The sequence below is a fragment of the Microbacterium ulmi genome (assembly GCF_011759705.1).
Classification (GTDB): Bacteria; Actinomycetota; Actinomycetes; order Actinomycetales; family Microbacteriaceae; genus Microbacterium; species Microbacterium ulmi.
On sequence record NZ_JAAOZF010000002.1, the window covers coordinates 42,113 to 60,199 of the forward strand.

The 18,087-nt window shown below is 70.6% G+C and carries 19 protein-coding genes; 13 read left to right on the forward strand and 6 right to left on the reverse strand.

Features of this window, described 5'->3' with window-relative positions:
• The first annotated feature begins 2 nt into the window (after positions 1-2).
• From FHS08_RS12790 to FHS08_RS12810, 5 genes are all read left to right on the forward strand, one after another.
• Positions 3-299 (forward strand): DUF1905 domain-containing protein, encoded by a 297-nt coding sequence (locus FHS08_RS12790; RefSeq protein WP_167039990.1) that lies wholly within the window; start codon positions 3-5, stop codon positions 297-299.
• 67 nt (positions 300-366) lie between these two features.
• Positions 367-858: a prepilin peptidase gene (locus FHS08_RS12795; protein WP_167039992.1), complete on the forward strand. Its 492-nt coding sequence runs from the start codon at positions 367-369 to the stop codon at positions 856-858.
• A 32-nt stretch (positions 859-890) separates the two neighbouring features.
• Complete coding sequence (locus FHS08_RS12800; protein ID WP_167039995.1) at positions 891-1,916, forward strand: YihY/virulence factor BrkB family protein; 1,026 nt, start codon at positions 891-893, stop codon at positions 1,914-1,916.
• Positions 1,909-2,634, forward strand: a complete 726-nt coding sequence (locus FHS08_RS12805) for an NAD(P)H-hydrate epimerase (RefSeq protein WP_341800415.1) — start codon at positions 1,909-1,911, stop codon at positions 2,632-2,634. The genes FHS08_RS12800 and FHS08_RS12805 overlap by 8 nt, the downstream gene beginning before the upstream one ends.
• A gap of 118 nt (positions 2,635-2,752) precedes the next feature.
• On the forward strand, positions 2,753-5,230 hold the full coding sequence (locus FHS08_RS12810) for a glycogen/starch/alpha-glucan phosphorylase (RefSeq protein ID WP_208382596.1): 2,478 nt from the start codon (positions 2,753-2,755) through the stop codon (positions 5,228-5,230).
• A gap of 22 nt (positions 5,231-5,252) precedes the next feature.
• Here the strand turns inward: FHS08_RS12810 and FHS08_RS12815 are convergent, their stop codons facing one another.
• The 3 genes from FHS08_RS12815 to FHS08_RS12825 form a co-directional block, all read right to left on the reverse strand.
• Positions 5,253-5,984 (reverse strand): glutamine amidotransferase, encoded by a 732-nt coding sequence (locus tag FHS08_RS12815; RefSeq protein ID WP_167040001.1) that lies wholly within the window; start codon positions 5,982-5,984, stop codon positions 5,253-5,255.
• Positions 5,981-8,542, reverse strand: a complete 2,562-nt coding sequence (gene glgP / locus FHS08_RS12820; protein WP_170283172.1) for an alpha-glucan family phosphorylase — start codon at positions 8,540-8,542, stop codon at positions 5,981-5,983. The genes FHS08_RS12815 and glgP overlap by 4 nt, the downstream gene beginning before the upstream one ends.
• 85 nt (positions 8,543-8,627) lie before the next feature.
• A complete protein-coding gene (locus tag FHS08_RS12825; protein WP_243847518.1) occupies positions 8,628-9,518 on the reverse strand; it encodes a LysR family transcriptional regulator in 891 nt (296 codons plus the stop codon).
• 127 nt (positions 9,519-9,645) lie between these two features.
• On the opposite strand from FHS08_RS12825, the gene FHS08_RS12830 reads away from it, so the two are divergent.
• Genes FHS08_RS12830 through FHS08_RS12845 form a run of 4 tightly spaced genes read left to right on the forward strand, consistent with a single transcriptional unit; the run spans position 9,646 to position 13,000 of the window.
• Positions 9,646-10,566 (forward strand): NAD(P)-dependent oxidoreductase, encoded by a 921-nt coding sequence (locus FHS08_RS12830; protein ID WP_167040003.1) that lies wholly within the window; start codon positions 9,646-9,648, stop codon positions 10,564-10,566.
• Between the two features lie 17 nt (positions 10,567-10,583).
• Positions 10,584-12,113: a CoA-acylating methylmalonate-semialdehyde dehydrogenase gene (locus FHS08_RS12835; RefSeq protein WP_167040005.1), complete on the forward strand. Its 1,530-nt coding sequence runs from the start codon at positions 10,584-10,586 to the stop codon at positions 12,111-12,113.
• A 43-nt stretch (positions 12,114-12,156) separates the two neighbouring features.
• On the forward strand, positions 12,157-12,375 hold the full coding sequence (locus FHS08_RS12840) for a response regulator (RefSeq protein WP_167040007.1): 219 nt from the start codon (positions 12,157-12,159) through the stop codon (positions 12,373-12,375).
• 4 nt (positions 12,376-12,379) lie between these two features.
• Positions 12,380-13,000: a CYTH domain-containing protein gene (locus tag FHS08_RS12845; RefSeq protein ID WP_167040009.1), complete on the forward strand. Its 621-nt coding sequence runs from the start codon at positions 12,380-12,382 to the stop codon at positions 12,998-13,000.
• A gap of 90 nt (positions 13,001-13,090) precedes the next feature.
• On the opposite strand, the gene lpdA is transcribed toward FHS08_RS12845, so the two are convergent.
• On the reverse strand, positions 13,091-14,488 hold the full coding sequence (gene lpdA / locus FHS08_RS12850) for a dihydrolipoyl dehydrogenase (RefSeq protein ID WP_167040011.1): 1,398 nt from the start codon (positions 14,486-14,488) through the stop codon (positions 13,091-13,093).
• 9 nt (positions 14,489-14,497) lie between these two features.
• Positions 14,498-15,130: a copper resistance CopC family protein gene (locus FHS08_RS12855; RefSeq protein WP_243847519.1), complete on the reverse strand. Its 633-nt coding sequence runs from the start codon at positions 15,128-15,130 to the stop codon at positions 14,498-14,500.
• A 146-nt stretch (positions 15,131-15,276) separates the two neighbouring features.
• Between FHS08_RS12855 and FHS08_RS12860 the strand changes: the two genes are divergently transcribed.
• Positions 15,277-15,678, forward strand: a complete 402-nt coding sequence (locus tag FHS08_RS12860) for a four-helix bundle copper-binding protein (protein ID WP_167040014.1) — start codon at positions 15,277-15,279, stop codon at positions 15,676-15,678.
• 32 nt (positions 15,679-15,710) lie between these two features.
• Here FHS08_RS12860 and FHS08_RS12865 read toward each other — a convergent pair whose 3' ends face one another.
• Positions 15,711-16,007 (reverse strand): hypothetical protein, encoded by a 297-nt coding sequence (locus FHS08_RS12865; protein WP_208382554.1) that lies wholly within the window; start codon positions 16,005-16,007, stop codon positions 15,711-15,713.
• A 227-nt stretch (positions 16,008-16,234) separates the two neighbouring features.
• Between FHS08_RS12865 and FHS08_RS12870 the strand changes: the two genes are divergently transcribed.
• The 3 genes from FHS08_RS12870 to FHS08_RS12880 all read left to right on the forward strand — a co-directional run bounded on the left by FHS08_RS12870 (position 16,235) and on the right by FHS08_RS12880 (position 18,078).
• Entirely contained in the window at positions 16,235-16,738 is a 504-nt protein-coding gene (locus tag FHS08_RS12870; protein WP_167040018.1) for an FHA domain-containing protein, read from the forward strand.
• On the forward strand, positions 16,738-17,430 hold the full coding sequence (ftsR, locus tag FHS08_RS12875) for a transcriptional regulator FtsR (protein WP_167040020.1): 693 nt from the start codon (positions 16,738-16,740) through the stop codon (positions 17,428-17,430). Before FHS08_RS12870 ends, ftsR begins: the two co-directional genes overlap by 1 nt.
• Positions 17,431-17,532: 102 nt before the next feature.
• The gene (locus FHS08_RS12880; protein ID WP_167040022.1) at positions 17,533-18,078 is read left to right on the forward strand and encodes a MerR family transcriptional regulator; all 546 of its coding nucleotides are present in this window, start codon (positions 17,533-17,535) and stop codon (positions 18,076-18,078) included.
• Positions 18,079-18,087: the final 9 nt, after the last annotated feature.

The window sequence follows — 18,087 nt, forward strand, 5'->3', positions numbered from 1 at the left end:
CGGTGATCGTCGAGTTCGACGGCGAGGTCTTCCGCTGGTCGGCCCGCGCGGAGGACTGGTTCTTCGCGGCGCTTCCCGACGACCTGAGCGATCAGATCCGCGAGATCCCACGCCCGCGACGCGGGTTCGGCTCCGTGCGCGTGCGGGCGCGGATCGGCGGCTCCGACTGGCGGACCTCGATCTTCCCCGACGGCGGTCGCCGCGCCTACGTCCTGCCCCTCAAGAAGGCGGTGCGCGATGCCGAGGGCATCGTCGACGGGGGCATCGTGACCGTCCGGCTCGACATCCTCGACGGGTGACGGCGTCTCTCCACAGAAGCGCGGTCCCGTGCGCCGACCCGTGCGCCGACGATGCTAGACAGATGCGGTGCTCTGGACGGACGTCTTCGCAGCCGCTGCCTTCGTGTGCTTCGCGATCGCGAGCGTCGTGCTCGCCGTCGTCGATCTGCGCAGCCACCGCCTTCCCAACGCGATCGTGCTGCCGCTGTGGCTCGCGGGCGTCGCCCTGTTCGCGGCGGCGAGCGCCGCGGCGCACGACGGCGAAGGCTTCCTGCGCGCGCTGATCGGCTCGGGCGCGCTCTTCGCGTTCTATCTCGTCCTGCGCCTCCTCAGCCCGCGCGGCATGGGAGGAGGCGACGTCAAGCTCGCGGGCGCCGTCGGCCTTCATCTCGCGTGGCTCGGCTGGGACGCCCTTGCACTGGGCGCGCTCGCCGGTTTCGTCCTCGGCGGAGCGTACGGGCTCGTGCTCGTCGCGGCGCGCCGAGCCGACCGTCGCACCGCGATCCCGTTCGGTCCCTGGATGCTCGCGGGAGCGTGGATCGCCGTGCTGGGAGCCGTGTGCGGCATCCGTCTCACCTGACGAACGGGTCTCCGGCGGGTTAGCCTGACGGAATGCCTGGGCAGACGCGGTTGCGGGAGCTCGCGGCGCGGGCGACCGCGTGGGCGCTGACTCTCAAGCCGGTGCGCGCGTTCCTGCTGTACACGGAGCATCGCGGGCCCGTGCTCGCGGACAGCGTCACGTACCGAACCCTGTTCAGCGTCTTCGCAGGCGTCCTGCTGGGCTTCTCGCTCGCCGCGATATGGCTCGCGGGCAACCCGACGGCGTTCCAGTCGCTCGTCGACGCCGTGAACGCGGCGGTCCCCGGTCTGCTCGGCGAGGGAGACGAGGGACTCGTCGACCCCTCGGCGATCCCGGTTCCCGCGGGACTCACGATCGCGACGATCGTGTCGCTCATCGGTCTCGTCGGATCCGCCATGGGAGCCATCGCGTCGCTCCGCACGGCGCTGCACGTGCTCGCCGACAACACGCACGACGACGTGCTGTGGGTCTGGGTCATCCTGCGCAACCTGGCTCTCGCGATCGGGATAGGCGCCGCGCTCGGTGCCTCGGCGGCTGTGACGGCGCTCGCGACGACCGGGCTGCGCGTCGTGAGCGAGTGGCTCGGACAGGGACCCGGCGATCCCGTCGCGCTGACGAGCGGCCGCATCGTGTCGATCCTGGTCGTCTTCGCTCTCGACGCTGCCGTGATCGCCGTGCTCTTCCTCGTGCTGTCGGGCGTGCGCGCATCGGCCCGCTCGCTGTGGAGCGGCGCGCTCCTGGGAGCGGTCGGGCTGACGGTGCTGCAGGAGCTGTCGAGCCTGTTCGTCGGCGGAGCGGCCTCGAACCCGCTGCTCGTGTCGTTCGCCGCCCTCATCGCACTCCTGCTCTGGCTGAACCTCTCGGCACAGGTCATCCTCATCGCGAGCGCGTACATCATCGTCGGCGTCGAGGAGGAGCACGACCGCGTGCGGGCGCGGCACGGCGCCTCGACCTTCGCACAGCGACGCGTCCGACGCGCGGAGGAGGCCGTGCGGGTCGCGACGGAGGAGCTGCAGCATGCCCGTGGCGACGAGGAGAGGGAGCGCAGCCGTGCCTGAGCTCGTGCCCGTCTACACGGCCGCTCAGGTGCGCGAGGCGGAGCGTCCGCTCATCGAGGCGGGCGTGCCCCTCATGTCGCGGGCGGCGGCCGCGCTCGCGAGGGTCACGGGCGCCCTCGTGGCGGCGTCGAGCGGTCGGCGGGTGCTGGTCCTCGTGGGCGGGGGAGACAACGGCGGCGACGCGCTGTTCGCCGCGGCGCTCCTCCTCGCGGACGGCGCCGCCCGCGCGCGTGCGGTCGACGTCCTCCCGACGTCGCCTGCGCATCACGCGAAGGGCCTGGCTGCGGCTCTCGCCGCCGGCGCCCGGATCGTCGACGCGGCCGAGGCGGCCGCATCCCGCCCCGATGTCGTGATCGACGGGATCCTCGGCACGGGAACGCACGGGGCTCCCGTCCTGCGCGGCACAGCGCGCGACGTCGTGTCGACCCTGATCCCGGATGCCGCATCCCGCACGATCGCCGTCGTCGCGGTCGACCTGCCTAGCGGCCTCCACCCCGACGACGGCACGACCGCCGACGGGCTCGTGCTGCCGGCATCCGTCACCGTCACGTTCGGCGCGGTCAAGGCGGGACTCGTGCGCGGGCGCGGGCCCGAGCTCGCGGGCCGCGTCGTGCTGGCCGACATCGGCCTCGGGCCGGCGCTCGCCGCGAGCGAGCCCGTCGGGGAGGCCGAGGTCGAGAGCGTGATCGACGTTGCGCGAGATGCATCCCCCGGGTGACAGGGATGTAAACTCTCGCGCGCAACGGCGGGGAGGATCCCCGCAGGGCGGCCGGGATCGATAGCGTTCTCCTGTGCCCGAAGAAGCCACCGCCTCTGCCGCTCCGATCGTCCACGCGCTGGGTGCCACGCACCCGCTCGCGCTCGCCCCCGTCACAGCGCCCCCGGCCAGCGTCGACGGGTTCGTGCGCGAGTTCCTGCACAACCTCAACTTCGAGCTGGGCGTCTCGCTCTCGGCGTCCAGCGTCAACGACCGCTACCTCGCGCTCGCACAGACGGTGCGCGACTACCTCATGGCCCGCTGGCTGGACGATCAGCGCCGGCTCAGCGAAATCAAGCCGAAGACCGTGTGCTACCTGTCCGCGGAGTACCTTCTCGGCCGCCAGCTCGACAACAATCTCCTCGCCGCGCGACTCACCGACGTCGCGACGGAGGCGCTCGCCGCCTGCGGGGTGAGCCTCGAAGAGCTGCGGGAGATCGAGGTCGAGCCGGGTCTGGGAAACGGCGGCCTCGGGCGCCTCGCGGCGTGCTTCATCGACTCGCTCGCGACGATGAGCGTCCCGAGCATCGGCTACGGCATCCGGTACGAGTACGGCATCTTCCGCCAGACGTTCGTCGACGGCCAGCAGGTCGAGCAGCCCGACTCGTGGCTGCGCCTCGGCTCGCCGTGGGAGTTCCCGCACCCCGAGGCTGCGCAGACCATCTCGTTCGGCGGGCACACCGAGAAGTACGTCGACGACGACGGCGTGGAGCGCTCGCGCTGGATTCCCGGATGGAACGTGCTCGCCGTCCCCTACAACTACATGGTCCCCGGCTACCACAACGGCCGCGTCAACACCCTCCGTCTCTGGCGCGCGGTCGCGACCAGCAGCTTCGACCTGCGGGTCTTCAACTCGGGGGACTACGAGGAGGCCGTTCGGGCTCAGACGTACGCCGAGAACATCTCGAAGGTGCTCTACCCCGAGGACTCGACGCCCCAGGGCAAGGAGCTGCGCCTGCAGCAGCAGTACTTCTTCGTGGCGGCGTCGATCAGCGACTTCCTCGAGAACGTCCTGGGCGACGGCGTCGAGCTCGAGAAGCTCCCGAGCCGCGTCATCTTCCAGCTCAACGACACCCACCCCGTCATCGCGGTGCCGGAGCTCATGCGCGTGCTCCTGGACGAGCGCAGGCTCGACTGGGACGACGCGTGGGCCATCACGCAGCAGTGCTTCGCGTACACGTGCCACACGCTCCTGCCGGAGGCGCTGGAGGTGTGGTCGGTCGATCTCCTCGGGCGCCTCCTGCCCCGCCATCTCGAGATCATCTACCGGATCAACGAGGAGTTCCTCGAGGCCGTGCGCGAGCGCTTCGGCGACGACGAGATGCGCATCCGCAACATGTCCATCATCGGCGAGCACCCCTACCGCTCGGTGCGGATGGCCTACCTCGCGACGGTCGCGGGTGCCAAGGTCAACGGCGTCGCCGAGCTGCACTCCCAGCTGCTGCGAGACAAGGTCCTGCCGGACTTCGACGAGTTCTACCCGGGCAAGTTCACGAACGTCACGAACGGCGTGACCCCGCGACGATTCATCCGCCTTGCCAATCCCGACCTCGCGTCGCTCATCACGGAGGCGCTCGGTGCGGGCTGGACGATCGATCTCGAGCGGCTCCGGGGGCTCGAGGCGTACGCGGAGGACCCGGAGTTCCGCGCGAAGTTCGCCGCCGTGAAGGCGTCCAACAAGCGCAGGCTCAGCGATGTGCTGCATGTGCGCGACGGCTTCGACGTCAGTGAAGACCACATGCTCGACGTCATGGTCAAGCGGCTGCACGAGTACAAGCGGCAGATGCTCAAGGTGCTGCACATCGTGACCGAGTACGAGGGCATCGCGTCGGGGCGGGTCGCCGCATCCGCCGTGCAGCCGCGCACGTTCGTGTTCGGCGCGAAGGCGGCACCCGGCTACATCATGGCCAAGCGCATCATCCACCTCATCAACGCGGTCGGAAAGGTCGTGAACGAGGATCCGCGCGTCGAGGGGCGGCTCAAGGTGCTGTTCCCGCCGAACTACAACGTGACGCTCGCGGAGCGGCTCATCCCCGCCGCCGACCTGTCGGAGCAGATCTCGCTCGCCGGCAAGGAGGCCTCGGGCACGGGCAACATGAAGTTCGCCCTCAACGGGGCGCTCACGGTCGGCACGGACGACGGCGCGAACGTCGAGATCCGCCAGCTCGTGGGCGACGACAACTTCTTCCTGTTCGGGATGACCGAGCCCGAGGTCGAGGCGCTGTGGGCGAAGGGCTACCGCCCTGCGGACTTCTACCAGCAGGACGACGACCTGCGCCGCGCGATCGACCTCATCGCGTCGGGCGCGTTCTCGGACGGCGACCGGTCGGTGTTCGAGCCGATCGTCTCGAACCTGCTCTACGACGACCGGTTCATGGTGCTCGCCGACTACTCGTCGTACATCGCGGCGCAGGCCCAGGTGGATGCCGCATACGCGGACCAGGATGCCTGGACCCGGTCGGCGATCCTCAACATCGCGCGTTGCGGCTTCTTCTCGTCCGACAGGTCGATGCGCGACTACATCGACCGGATCTGGCACACCCCGCCCGTGCTCTGACGCCGCGTCTCGAGGGCATGCCTCAGCGTGCGTACCGCTCGACGAAGTTCCGCAGGATCCGACTCGGATGCGACACGGGCGCGCGGCGCGCCGCCGCGAGCGTCAGGTCGAGCTCGCCCGGCGCGAAGTACCCGTGGTCGGCGTACGCGTGGATGCGGGTCGTGATGCCGTCGACGTCGAGCTCGGGGTGGAACTGCGTCGCGTAGACGTTGCGTCCCACGCGGAACATCTGGACGGGGCATCCTGGCGACGACGCGAGCAGCACGGCGGACGACGGCAGCGCGGTGACCGCCTCCTTGTGGCCGACGAACGCGCCGAACTCGTGCGGCATCCCCGCGAGGAGCGGGTCGGCGGCACCCGCCTCGGTGAGCGTGACGGGCACGACCCCGATGGGCTCGGCGTAGGTCGCGTCGATCACCGCGCCCTGGTGCACGCCGACCGTTCCCACGCCGTAGCACGCGCCGAGGAACGGGAAGTCCCGCGGCACGACCTCGTCGAGGAGCGCGCGGAACTCCGCCTCGACGCGCCGCTGCACGGCGGGCTTCCTCTCCGGCGGATCCGACGCGTTGAACGGGCCGCCGCCGACGAAGATGCCCGAGAGCGCGTCGAGGTCGAGTCGCGGCATCGGGCCCGCTTCGAGGCGCACGCGGACGAGCTCGTGCTCCGTGAGCCCCGCGTACGCCAGGAACGCCGCGTACTCCTCCTCGGCGGGCACGTCCTCCGCCCGGGTGGCGAGGAGCACGAAGGGTCTCATGAGGCGTACGTGACCAGGCCGAGCTCGACGGGGGAGACGAGCAGCGGATGCGTCGGCACGGCGCGCACGCTGTACCCGAACGTGCCCGTCACGGTGAGCGGCAGCGTCCCGGTGAACGTCGTCACGCCGTCGAGCGCAGGCCCTGCCGGTCGGAGCCGGTGCACCACGCGATCGTGGGCGAGCGCGTCGTTCTCGTCCGTACGCCCGTAGGCGAGCTCGACCGCGACGTCGTCGGCGGCGAGGCCGTCGAGCCGCACGGCCGCCCGCACCTCGAGCACGTCGCCCGCCTGCGCCTGCTGCGGGATCCCCGAGCTGTCGACGTTCTCGATATGCACCTTGGGCCACGCGGCGCGCACGCGCGCGACGAACGCTGCGAGCTCCTTCGCCTCGGCGAAGCCGTCGGCGCGCAGCGCGACGTCGTGCTCGGCCGCAGGCACGTACAGGCGCGTCACGTAGTCGCGCACCATGCGGTCGCTCGTGGCCTTCTTGCCGAGCTCGGTCATCGTGTGGCGCACCATGCCGAGCCAGCGCTTCGGGATGCCGCCCTCGCGCTCGTAGAAGGTCGGCACGAGCTGGTGCTCGATGAGGTCGTACAGCGCCGCGGCCTCCGCGTCGTCGCGCTCCTCGTCGTTCGACGCCGTGTCGGCCGTCGGGATCGCCCAGCCGTTCTCGCCGTCGTACCACTCGTCCCACCAGCCGTCGAGGATCGACAGGTTGAGGGCGCCGTTGAGCGCGGCCTTCATCCCCGAGGTTCCGCATGCCTCGAGGGGGCGCAGCGGATTGTTGAGCCACACGTCGCAGCCCGGGTAGAGGATCTTCGCGAGCGTGATGTCGTAGTTCGGGAGGAAGACGATGCGTCCGCGCACCTCCTTGCCCTGGCTGAACCGCACGAGCTGCTGGATGAGGATCTTGCCCGAGTCGTCCGCCGGGTGCGACTTGCCCCCCACGACGATCTGAACGGGCCGCTCCGGGTCGGTCAGGAGCTTCGTGAGGCGCTCGGGGTCGCGCAGCATGAGCGTCAGCCGCTTGTATGTCGGCACGCGCCGAGCGAACCCGATCGTCAGGACGTCGGGGTCGAGCAGGTTCTGCACCCAGGACGGCACGACGCCGGACCCCGTCGCCGAGACGGATGCCGTCATCCTGCGCCGCGCCTCGGCCACGAGCTCGTCCTTCATGGCGCCTCGGACGCCCCACAGCTCTTCGTCGCTGACGACGCGCGCGTCGGACCAGTCGTGCTCGGTCGCGTACGCGTCGCCGAAGGCGCGCTCGCTGAGGGCCTTGATGGCGGGGTGGATCCACGTCGGTCCGTGGACGCCGTTCGTGATCGACGTGATGGGCACCTCGTCGGTGTCGACCCCTGGCCAGAGCTGTCCGAACATGCCACGGCTGACCTCGCCGTGCAGGAGCGAGACGCCGTTGGCATGCTGTCCGAGGTGCAGGCCGAGGACCGCCATGTTGAAGACGCCCGGATCGCCGCCCTCGTACGACTCGAGCCCGAGCTCGAGGGCCCTGACGGGGTCGAGCCCGCGGAAGAGCCCGCTCGTGAGGAAGCTCGCGATGAGGTCCCGCGGGAACCGGTCGATCCCGGCTGCCACGGGTGTGTGCGTCGTGAACACCGTCGAGGCGCGCACCTGTGCGAGCGCCTCGCCGAACGACAGGCCGTCGGCCGTGATGAACTCGGACATGCGCTCGAGGCCCTGGAATCCGGCGTGGCCCTCGTTGGTGTGGAAGACATCAGGCGCCGGGCGGCCGGTCGCGGCGGAGAACGCCCGCACGGCGCGGACGCCGCCGACCCCGAGCAGCAGCTCCTGCAGGAGGCGGTGCTCTCCGCCTCCGCCGTAGAGACGGTCGGTGACGCGGCGCAGCTCCTCCGTGTTGGACGGCGTCTCGGAGTCGAGGAGCAGGAGCGGGATGCGGCCGATGTCGGCGATCCACACTCGTGCGTGCAGCGTGCGGGCCCCGGGCAGGTCGAGCGCGATCTCGATCGGCGCGCCGTCCGGCTCGCGAAGGAGGGTCAGGCCCAGTCCGTACGGGTCGAGGAGCGGGTACGCCTCGCGCTGCCAGCCGTCGTCGCCGATCGACTGGCGGAAGTAGCCGGCGCGGTAGAACAGGCCGACACCCGTGAGCGGCACGCCCAGGTCGGACGAGCTCTTGAGGTGGTCGCCGGCGAGGATGCCGAGGCCCCCGGAGTACTGCGGCAGTGAGCCGTCGACGCCGAACTCCGGGGAGAAGTACGCGATGTGCGCGGGCTTGGCGCCCTCGAGGCGCTGGTACCAGCGCTCGCCCGTGAGGTACGCCTCGAGGCGCTCGTCCTCGGCGCGCACGCGCGCCACGAACCGGTCGTCGGCGGCGAGCTGGTCCAGGCGCGTCTGGCCGAGAGCGCCGAGCATGCGCGACGGGTTCTCGCCGATCTCCTCCCAGAGGTCGGGGTCCATCGAGGCGAAGAGCGCATGGGTCGCGCGGCTCCACGACCAGCGCCAGTTGGAGGCGAGGCGGTCGAGAGGGGCGAGGGAGGGGGCGAGGACAGGGCGGACGGTGAACGTTCGGATGGCCTTCACGAGCCCCACATTACCGGCGGGCCGCAGGCGCGGAGCGGTCGCCCGGATGACCTTCGGCCGTTGCACAGAGGATGCTCAGATGTGGTCAGACCATAGAGCCCGACTCTTCGATGTGCGCGCGGAGGACGGCGAGCGCCTCCGCCACGACGGGATTGCGCGGTCCTTCGTCCCGCGCGACGGCCCAGTATGCGAGCGGATGCGCGTACGAGCCGTCGAGCACGCGTATGAGCCGCGGATCCGGGTCGGCCAGGAAGTCGGGCAGCAGCCCGATCCCGGCGCCCGCCGCTGTCGCCTCGACGTGCGCGAAGACGCTCGTCGACCGGATCGAGGGCGGCGATGCCGGCAATGACTGCACGGCCCGGTCGAGCTCGTCGACCTGCAGCGACGACTCGATGTAGTAGCTGAGCGGATGGGCGGCGAGGTCGGCGACCCTGGTGGGCGCGCCGCGGAGAGCGAGGTACTCCGGCGTCGCGTAGAGGCGCAGTGAGTAGGAGCACACGGGAGTCGCGAACGCGCGGTGCACCTGGGGCCTGCCGACGACGATCTCCAGATCGACGCCCGAGCGGTTCTGGCGCACCCGCTGCGTCGCGGCGATCAGCTCGACGGCGAGCGCGGGATGCCGCATCCGCAGCCGTGCCATCGCGGGAACGAGGAACGACGACGTGAACGCGTCGGGCGCCGCGATGCGCACCATGCCCTGCATCGCGTCCTCGTCGCCCGCGAGGCCGCGAAGGGACGCCTCGATCCGCTCGGCGACGGCGACGGCGCGGTGACCGAGCGGAGTGATCTCCCACCCGCCGGATGTGCGGACGAGCACGCGTCCGCCCATCGCCTCCTCGAGGGAGGCGACGCGGCGGGACACCGTCGAGTGGGTGATGCCGAGAACCTCAGCCGCAGCCGTGTACCGACCGAGCCGGGCCGCCGCGAGGAAGGTCATGAGCGCGTCGAGCTGCGGCTCGCCGGGGGAGGGGGTCATGCCCTCGAGTGTGCAGGGATGCACAGCCTTCGTGCAAGAACGCGGTCCGCCCGTGCGTTGATTCGCGGCATCCGTCGTGCCTATCCTGGCCTGGACCTTCTCCGCCCGATGACGCAGGGAGACGACGATGTCGACGATCGCCTGGATCGGCCTCGGGCACATGGGCGCGCCGATGACCGCCCACCTCGTGGGCGCGGGCCACGAGGTGCGCGGGTACGACATCAGCGCCGAGGCCGCCGCGGCCGCCGCGGCGCGCGGTGTGACGCTCGTCGGCTCGATCGCCGAGGCGCTCGACGGCGCGGATGCGTGCTTCACGTCGCTCCCGAAGCCCGCGCACGTCAGGGCCGTCTTCGGCGGATCCGGCGGGATCTGGGCGCACGCGGATCCTCGCACGATCCTCCTCGACACCTCGACGGTCGACGTCGAGACGTCGCGCTGGTGCCACAGCGAGTCCGACGCGCGCGGACTCGTCTTCGTCGACGCGCCGATCTCGGGCGGCACCGCCGGCGCCGAGGCGCACACGCTCACCTTCATGCTCGGCGGCCGCCCCGCCGACGTCGACCGCGCGAGAGAGCTCGTCGCGCCCATGGCCGGCTCGGTCATCGCGTGCGGAGGTGCGGGAGCCGGGATCTCCGCCAAGCTCGTCAACAACATGATGCTGTTCATCGGCGTCATGGCGACAGCGGAGGGCTCGCAGCTCGCGCAGCGGCTCGGGCTCGATCCGAAGGTCTTCTGGCAGGTCGCCGACGTGTCGTCGGGCGGCTCGTGGCCCCAGCACACGTGGTATCCCGTTCCCGGCGTGATCGAGAGGGGAAGCGCCGCCGACCACAACTTCGACGCGACCTTCTCGGTCGACCTGGCCCGGAAGGACTGCGGCCTCGCCGTGCAGGCGGGACTTGCGACGGGCGTCCCGCTGCCGGCGGCGACCCTCGCCCTGTCGCAGCTCGACGAGCTCGTCGCGCGCGGCCTCGGCCACAAGGACTGCACCCTGGTGACGATCTTCGCGACCCCCGACGGGGTCCTGCAGGGCTACGACCCCTCCCTCTGAGATTCAGGAGCCATGACATGAGCACCCCGACGATCGCACAGTCCGCGGCTGCGGCATCCGCCCCCCTCGCGCAGATCCCGCACGTCGTCGGCGGACGGCACCTCCGGCCCGACGGCCGGCGCGGCGCCGTCTTCAACCCCGCGACGGGGCGGCAGACGCGCGAGGTGGGGCTCGCCACCGCCGAGCTCGTGCACGACGCCGCGCTGGCGGCGCAGGCGGCGCAGCGAGGATGGCGCGACACGGGGCTCGCGAAGCGCGCAGGCGTCCTGTTCCGGGTCCGCGAGCTCATCAGCGCGCGCGCCGACGAGCTCGCGCGGATCATCACCTCCGAGCACGGCAAGACCGTCGCCGACGCCCTCGGCGAAGTCGCGCGCGGGCTCGAGAACGTCGAGTTCTGCACGGGCCTCATGAGCCACCTGAAGGGCGAGTACTCGGAGCAGGTCGCGACGGGCGTCGACGTGCACCAGGTGCGGCAGCCCATCGGCGTCGTGGCGTGCATCACGCCCTTCAACTTCCCCGCGATGGTGCCGCTGTGGATGGTGACGACGGCGATCGCCGCGGGCAACGCCGTCATCCTCAAGCCCTCCGAACGCGATCCGTCCGCCGCCGTCTGGCTCGCTGACGTGTTCCGCGAGGCGGGGCTGCCCGACGGCGTCTTCAACGTCGTGCACGGCGACAAGGAGGCGGTCGACGCGATCCTCGACGACCCCGTGATCCGCGCCGTGTCGTTCGTGGGGTCGACGCCGATCGCGAAGTACATCTACGCGCGCGCTGCCGCGAACGGCAAGCGCGTCCAGGCCCTCGGAGGCGCGAAGAACCACATGATCGTCATGCCGGATGCGGATCTGGATGCCGCGGCCGACGCCGCCGTCTCGGCCGCCTACGGCTCCGCGGGGGAGCGCTGCATGGCGGTGTCGGTCGTCGTCGCGGTCGGCGGCGTCGCCGACCCGCTCATCGCGAAGGTCTCGGATCGCATCGGGCGTCTCGTGATCGGCGACGGGCTCGACCCGGCGTCCGAGATGGGTCCGCTCATCACGCGCGAAGCACGCGAGCGGGTCGCAGGGTACGTCGAAGGGGCGGCGGGCGAGGGTGCGCGCGTCGTGGTGGACGGGCGCGCGCACGAGTTCGAGGGTGACGGCTTCTTCATCGGCGCGTCCCTCGTGGACGGCGTCGAGCCCGGGATGCGGGTCTACGACGAGGAGATCTTCGGTCCCGTGCTCTCGGTCGTGCGCGTCGCGAGCTACGACGAGGCCGTCGAGCTCGTCAACGCGAACCGCTACGCCAACGGCACGGCGGTCTTCACCCGCGACGGGAAGACGGCGCGTCAGTTCGAGTACGACATCGAGGTCGGGATGGTGGGCGTCAACGTTCCCATCCCGGTGCCCGTCGGGTCGTTCTCCTTCGGCGGATGGAAGGACTCGCTCTTCGGCGACACGCACATGTACGGACCGGAGGCGTTCAGCTTCTACACGCGCCGCAAGGTCGTCACGACCCGGTGGCCCGAGCCGAGCGAAAGTCAGGTCAGTCTGGGTTTCCCGACGCACTGACGCGTTCCCGATCCATCCGCACGCCGACCACTAGGCTGACGCCATGGCCATCGCACGACTTCACGGAGGCCCGCTCGACGGGCAGCTCCTTCCGCTGGAGAGCCCCGGGCTCGATTCGCTCATCGTCCCCTACGGCGAGGGCCAGATCGTCTACCGGCGCGGCGGCGACCTCGCCCACACCGGTGCGAGCGACGGGCCGACCGAGGCCGCGTTCTGGTTCGTCGAGGCGACCGACGAGATCGTCCCGGGCACCGACGACTGAGGCCATGGCCGAGCCGTCGCGTTCGGTCGAGGTCGAGCTGAAGTTCGACGTCGACGCAGACACGCCGCTGCCCGACTGGACGGCGCTGCCCGGCGTCGTCGGCGCCTCGGCACCGGAGCCGCGCGACCTCGATGCGCGCTACCTCGACACCAACGACCACGCGCTCGGACGTGCGGGCTTCGCGCTGCGCCGCCGCACGGGCGGACCCGACGCAGGCTGGCATCTCAAGGGCCCGCGTGGTGAGGACGGCGGGCGGGTCGAGCTGCACTGGCCGCTCGGCGACCACGACGGGGTGCCGGATGCCGTGGCCGCCGTCGTCGCGGAGATCGCGGACGCCCCGATGCATCCCGCCGCGCGCATCCGCAACGCCCGAACGGCGTACTCCCTTCTCGACGCGGAGGGCGCGGTCGTCGCCGAGTTCGTCGACGACCGCGTCGTCGCGACCGACGAGCGTCGCGGCGCCGAGCAGTCGTGGCGCGAGTGGGAGTTCGAGCTCGGCCCCGCAGCTCCCGCCTCTGCGGGCGAGCGCGCCGCGCTGTTCGACGCGGCGACGGATGCCGTGCACGCCGCCGGCGGACGGAACGCGGCATCCGAGTCGAAGCTCGGCAGGGCGCTGGGAGTCTGACGGCGACGCGCGGGGAAGCCTGCGCTGTCGGAGTCTCTGCGAACGACGAAGGCCCGGGGCCGAGACCCCGAGCCTTCTGCGCGGCTGCCGTCAGAGGTTGATCATGTGCCCCGCGAGGCCGTGGAACGCCTCCTGCACGGCCTCCGACAGCGTCGGGTGCGTGTGCACGTTGCGCGCCGCCTCGAGCGCCGTGAGGTCCCACTTCTGAGCGAGGGTCAGCTCGGGGAGGAGCTCCGAGACGTCGGGGCCGATGAGGTGGCCGCCGAGCAGCTCGAGGTGCTCGCCGTCGGCGATGAGCTTGACGAAGCCCACGGGCTCGCCGAGTCCGTTGGCCTTGCCGTTGGCCGAGAACGGGAACTTCGCGACCTTGACGTCGTATCCCGCGTCGCGGGCCTGCTGCTCCGTGAGGCCGAACGACGCGACCTGCGGCGAGCAGAACGTCGCGCGCGGCATCATGCGGTAGTCGCCGAGGGTCATCGTCTCGGCCTTGCCGATCGTCTCGGCCGCGACCACGGCCTGCGCCTCCGCGACGTGCGCGAGCTGGAGCTTGGCGGTGACGTCGCCGATCGCGTAGATGTGCGGGACGTTCGTGCGCATGTGGTCGTCGATGTCGATCGCGCCGCGGTCGGTGAGCGCGACGCCCGTGGCCTCGAGGCCGAACCCCGCGACGTTCGGCACGAAGCCGATCGACATCATGACCTTGTCGGCGTCGAGCGAGCCGGCGGTGCCGTCCTGCGCCGTGTAGGTGACGGTCACGCGGTCGCCGTGGTCGGTGACGGTCTCGACCTTGGTCGAGGTGAGGAAGTCGACGCCGTACTTCTTGTACTGGCGCTGGATCTCCTTCGAGACCTCTTCGTCCTCGAGAGGCAGAAGCCGATCGAGGAACTCCACGATCGTGACCTTGACGCCGTAGTTCGTCATGACGAATGCGAACTCCATGCCGATCGGTCCGGCACCCACGATCACGATCGACCGGGGGAGCTCGCGGGCGAGGATCTGCTCCTCGTACGTCACGACGTTGCCGCCGAGCTGGACGCCCGGCAGCAGCCGCACCTTGGAGCCCGTCGCGATGATGGCGTTGTCGAAGGTGACGTCCTCGGTCTGCCCGTCGGCCTTCGTGACGCGGATCGCGTTGGGGCCCGTGAACGACCCCCGGCCGTCGTACTCGGTGACCTTGTTCTTCTTCATGAGGAAGTGGATGCCCTTGACGTGCGTCTCGGCGACCTTGCGGCTGCGGTCCCACGCGACGCCGAAGTCGAAGTGCACGTCCCCCGAGATGCCGAACAGGTCGGCCTTGTGGAGCACCTGGTGGGCGAGGTCCGCGTTCTTCAGAAGCGCCTTCGAGGGGATGCAGCCGACGTTGAGGCAGACACCGCCCCAGTACTTCTCTTCGATGATCGCGACCGAGAGGCCGAGCTGGGCCGAGCGGACGGCCGCGACGTACCCGCCGGGGCCCGCGCCGAGGATGACGACGTCGTAGTGAGGCATGATTCCAGCCTATCGGTCGGAGGGGGAGTCGGAACCGGCCGAGCCGCCCTCGGCGAGCGTCTTCTCGCGGCGGCCGCGCGTCACGACGAGGTAGAGCACGGCGCCGCCGACCGCTGCGAGCAGGACGAGTCCGCCGATGACCCAGGGCAGCGCCGAAGGTCCCGCCGAGATGGGCACGATCGTCGGCTGCGGGGTCGGAGTGGCCGCATCGGTCGGCGTCGCGGAGGGCTCGTCGGACGGTTCCGCCGTCGGCGTCGCGGGCTCCGTCGGCGCGGGCTCCGTCGGCGCGGGCGCGTTCACGGTGAACGAGTACTCGCCCGACACCGGGTGCCCGTCGCCCGACACGACCTTCCAGAGGACCCGGATCGCGCCCTCGGCCGAGCCCGCGAGCGGCTGCGTGACGACGTTCGCCTGCACGGCGGGGGAGCCGGCCGTGAGCGACGCGCCCGCGGCATCCGTCACCTGCACTTCGGTCGCACCCTCGTCGGAGAGCAGCTCGCCGCTGAAGGTCATCGTCAGCTGAGTGGGGAGGGCGTCCAGCGTGGCGCCGGCTGCAGGGTCGGTCGACTCGAGCTCGTCGTGCGCGCTCGCAGGCCCCGCCACGAGGAGGACGGATGCCGCCGCCAGCACCCACGCCGTCAATGTCGTGGACAGTCGTCGTTTGTGAATTCCGTGTGACAACACCCTCTCGAGCCTAGTCGGGCCTTATGCCGGGAAGAGGCCGCGTCTACCATTGCGGCAGGCGGGTGCTCCTGCCCCGCTGGTCTCCGATCTAGGTGAGGTGCGGGATGGACTCGATGATGATGGACATGATGTCGAAGGACATGATGTCGATGCCCGACATGGCAACGATGGACATGTCGGTCCTGCAGGCGTGTATGGACGCCTGCTCGGCCTGCGAGCAGGCGTGCACGGTGTGCTCGACCCAGCTCATGTCGTGCGCGCCGGCGTGCATGAACTGCGCCGACATGTGCAACACGATGATGCGCGCCATGATGCGCATGCAGGGGATGTCGCCCGCCGTCCTGATGTCGATGCTCGACGCGTGCATCGCGATGTGCCAGCTCTGCATGGACGAGTGCATGGAGCATGCCGACCACAGCGAGGTCTGCAAGATGTGCGCTCAGTCGTGCCAGGCCTGCATGGACGCCTGCATGGCCGTCAAGGACATGATGATGAAGACGGCGTAGGCCGTCTTCATCCGTTCTCGGATGCCTCCGCGCTAGGCGGTGCGGAGGATGTTAAACCGACGCGTCCCGACGGCGAGGACGTCGTAGCGTCCATGCAGGGCGATCGGCGCTCCGGGAGAGACCAGACCCGCTGCGCCCTCGGCGTTCCACACCGCGACGGGCGTGCCATCGGCGACCGTGCGGACGACGATGTCGCCCGTCGCCGTGTCGACCGACTCGACGATCGCGTCGGTCCAGTCCGACGGCGTCGCCGACGCGAGACGCGACTGGATGAGGTGCAGAGCGTGGCCCGGAGCGTAGCTCGAGCAGACGGCGCCGTGGCTGCACATGCACGCCGCACGCTCACGCACCTGGAAGGGCGGAATGTGGCTGTGCGGACTCGACACGACGGACTCCCGTTCGTTAGGTTCTATTACTCGTCAGGTTAGGCGGGATGCCGCGGCCGATCACCTCGCGTGACACACGGCGCAACATTGGGGGACGCCCCGCCGCGAACCGGGAAGCCGACCCTTTCGGGAGTCGGCCTTTCGGATAGGGTGGTGCGAGAGGAGGACACGTGGAGGACAACCGCCGATCCGGGCCGGATGAGATCCGCCGGGCATCCGATGCGGGCTCCCCTCTGGCCGACCCGGGAAGCGACACGACGCAGACATTCGGGCACGACTCCGACCTGTCGTTCGTGCCCTTCGGCGCCGACCTGAGCGAGGTCGAGCTCGACGCGATCGAGGCGCTTCCGACGGGCGCTGCCCTGCTGATCGTCCGCTCGGGTCCGACGGCCGGCGCCCGCTATCTCCTCGACACCGACGTCACGACGGTGGGGCGCCATCCCGAAGCCGACATCTTCTTCGACGACGTGACGGTCTCGCGCCGTCACGCCGAGATCACCCGCCAGGGCGCCACGTTCGAGATCGTCGATCAGCGCTCGCTGAACGGCACGTACGTCAACGGCGAGCGAGTCGATCGCGCGGCGCTCGTCAACGGCGGCGAAGTGCGCATCGGCAAGTTCCGCCTCAACTTCTTCGTCTCACCCGCCGACCTGCCGCAGGCGGCGGACGGCTGATGCCGGCCGGTACCGCCCGCGAGCGCTCGGCGTCCGCGGGACTCCTGAGCATCGGACAGGTCCTCGCCAGGCTCGCACCCGAGTTCCCTGGGCTGTCGGCGTCGAAGCTGCGCTTCCTCGAAGTGCAGGGCATCGTCACACCCGTGCGCACCGAGTCGGGCTATCGCAAGTTCTCCCCGCAGGACCTCGAGCGCCTCCGGCTCGCGCTCACCCTCCAGCGCGACCACTTCATGCCGCACAGCGTCATCCGCGAGTACCTGAGCGATCTCGACGCAGGCCGGGATCCGGCGACGCCGGCTCCCGTGCCGCCGCAGTCGATCGTGCCCGCGCCGCGCAGGTATCGCCGCGAAGAGCTGCTCGCGGCGGCCGGGGCGGCGCCGCAGCTGCTGAACGACGCCATCAGCACGGGGATCATCGCGGGGGCCGACATGTACGGCGATCAGGCCGTCGCGGTCCTGCGCGCCCTCGTCGCCCTCGATCGTCACGGCATCGAGCCGCGACACGTGCGCACGCTGCGACAGAGCGCCGAGCGGGATGTCGCGCTCATCGAGTCCGCCCTGTCGGCGCTGCTGCGCCGCACCGACGCGGCGTCGCGGGCGCGCGCGAGCGAGCTTGCGCCCGAGCTCGCGAAGCGCCTCGAAGAGGTGCGCTCGATCTTCATGCGCAGCGCCCTCGAGCGGTTGCTCTCCTGACGGCGGATCGCGACACGCCGACCCTCGAACGGCGGATGTCGTTGCCGGAGTCTCGGCCCTGATCTAGCGTTGAAGTCACCCCTGATCCCTGAGGAGGAGCGAATGACCGCTCATGACTCGGCGGACGAGCCCCGGTTCGTCTCCGACCTCCTCTTCACCGACGGTCTTCCCCAGATGGACGACGAGGTCGGCTACCGCGGCGCCGTCGCCGCGCGCGCGGCCGGCATCACCTACCGGCAGCTCGACTACTGGGCCCGCACCGAGCTCGTCGTGCCGACGGTGCGCGGCGCGACCGGCTCGGGTTCGCAGCGGCTCTACGGGTTCCGCGACATCCTCGTCCTGAAGCTCGTCAAACGCCTCCTCGACACGGGGATCTCGCTCCAGCAGATCCGCACCGCCGTCGAGCAGCTGCGCGCCGCCGGCATCCGCGACCTCGCGGGCACGACGCTCATGAGCGACGGCGCGTCGGTGTACCTGTGCACGTCGAACGACGAGGTCATCGATCTCGTGAGTCGCGGTCAGGGCGTGTTCGGCATCGCCGTCGGCAAGGTGCTGCACGAGGTCGAGTCGACGCTTCTCGACTTCGACCCGCAGACGCCCGAGGCCCTCGACGAGCTCGCGGCGCGTCGCGCGGCCCGCTCGGCCTGAGCGGCGTCC

Coding starts and splice junctions, on each gene's coding strand:
- FHS08_RS12835 (WP_167040005.1), top strand. CDS start 10,584: ATGAGCACCCCGACGATCGCACAGTCCGCGGCTGCGGCATCCGCCCCC.
- FHS08_RS12830 (WP_167040003.1), top strand. CDS start 9,646: ATGTCGACGATCGCCTGGATCGGCCTCGGGCACATGGGCGCGCCGATG.
- FHS08_RS12825 (WP_243847518.1), bottom strand. CDS start 9,518: ATGACCCCCTCCCCCGGCGAGCCGCAGCTCGACGCGCTCATGACCTTC.
- FHS08_RS12840 (WP_167040007.1), top strand. CDS start 12,157: ATGGCCATCGCACGACTTCACGGAGGCCCGCTCGACGGGCAGCTCCTT.
- FHS08_RS12815 (WP_167040001.1), bottom strand. CDS start 5,984: ATGAGACCCTTCGTGCTCCTCGCCACCCGGGCGGAGGACGTGCCCGCC.
- FHS08_RS12880 (WP_167040022.1), top strand. CDS start 17,533: ATGACCGCTCATGACTCGGCGGACGAGCCCCGGTTCGTCTCCGACCTC.
- FHS08_RS12845 (WP_167040009.1), top strand. CDS start 12,380: ATGGCCGAGCCGTCGCGTTCGGTCGAGGTCGAGCTGAAGTTCGACGTC.
- lpdA (WP_167040011.1), bottom strand. CDS start 14,488: ATGCCTCACTACGACGTCGTCATCCTCGGCGCGGGCCCCGGCGGGTAC.
- FHS08_RS12865 (WP_208382554.1), bottom strand. CDS start 16,007: ATGTGCAGCCACGGCGCCGTCTGCTCGAGCTACGCTCCGGGCCACGCT.
- ftsR (WP_167040020.1), top strand. CDS start 16,738: ATGCCGGCCGGTACCGCCCGCGAGCGCTCGGCGTCCGCGGGACTCCTG.
- FHS08_RS12860 (WP_167040014.1), top strand. CDS start 15,277: ATGGACTCGATGATGATGGACATGATGTCGAAGGACATGATGTCGATG.
- FHS08_RS12800 (WP_167039995.1), top strand. CDS start 891: ATGCCTGGGCAGACGCGGTTGCGGGAGCTCGCGGCGCGGGCGACCGCG.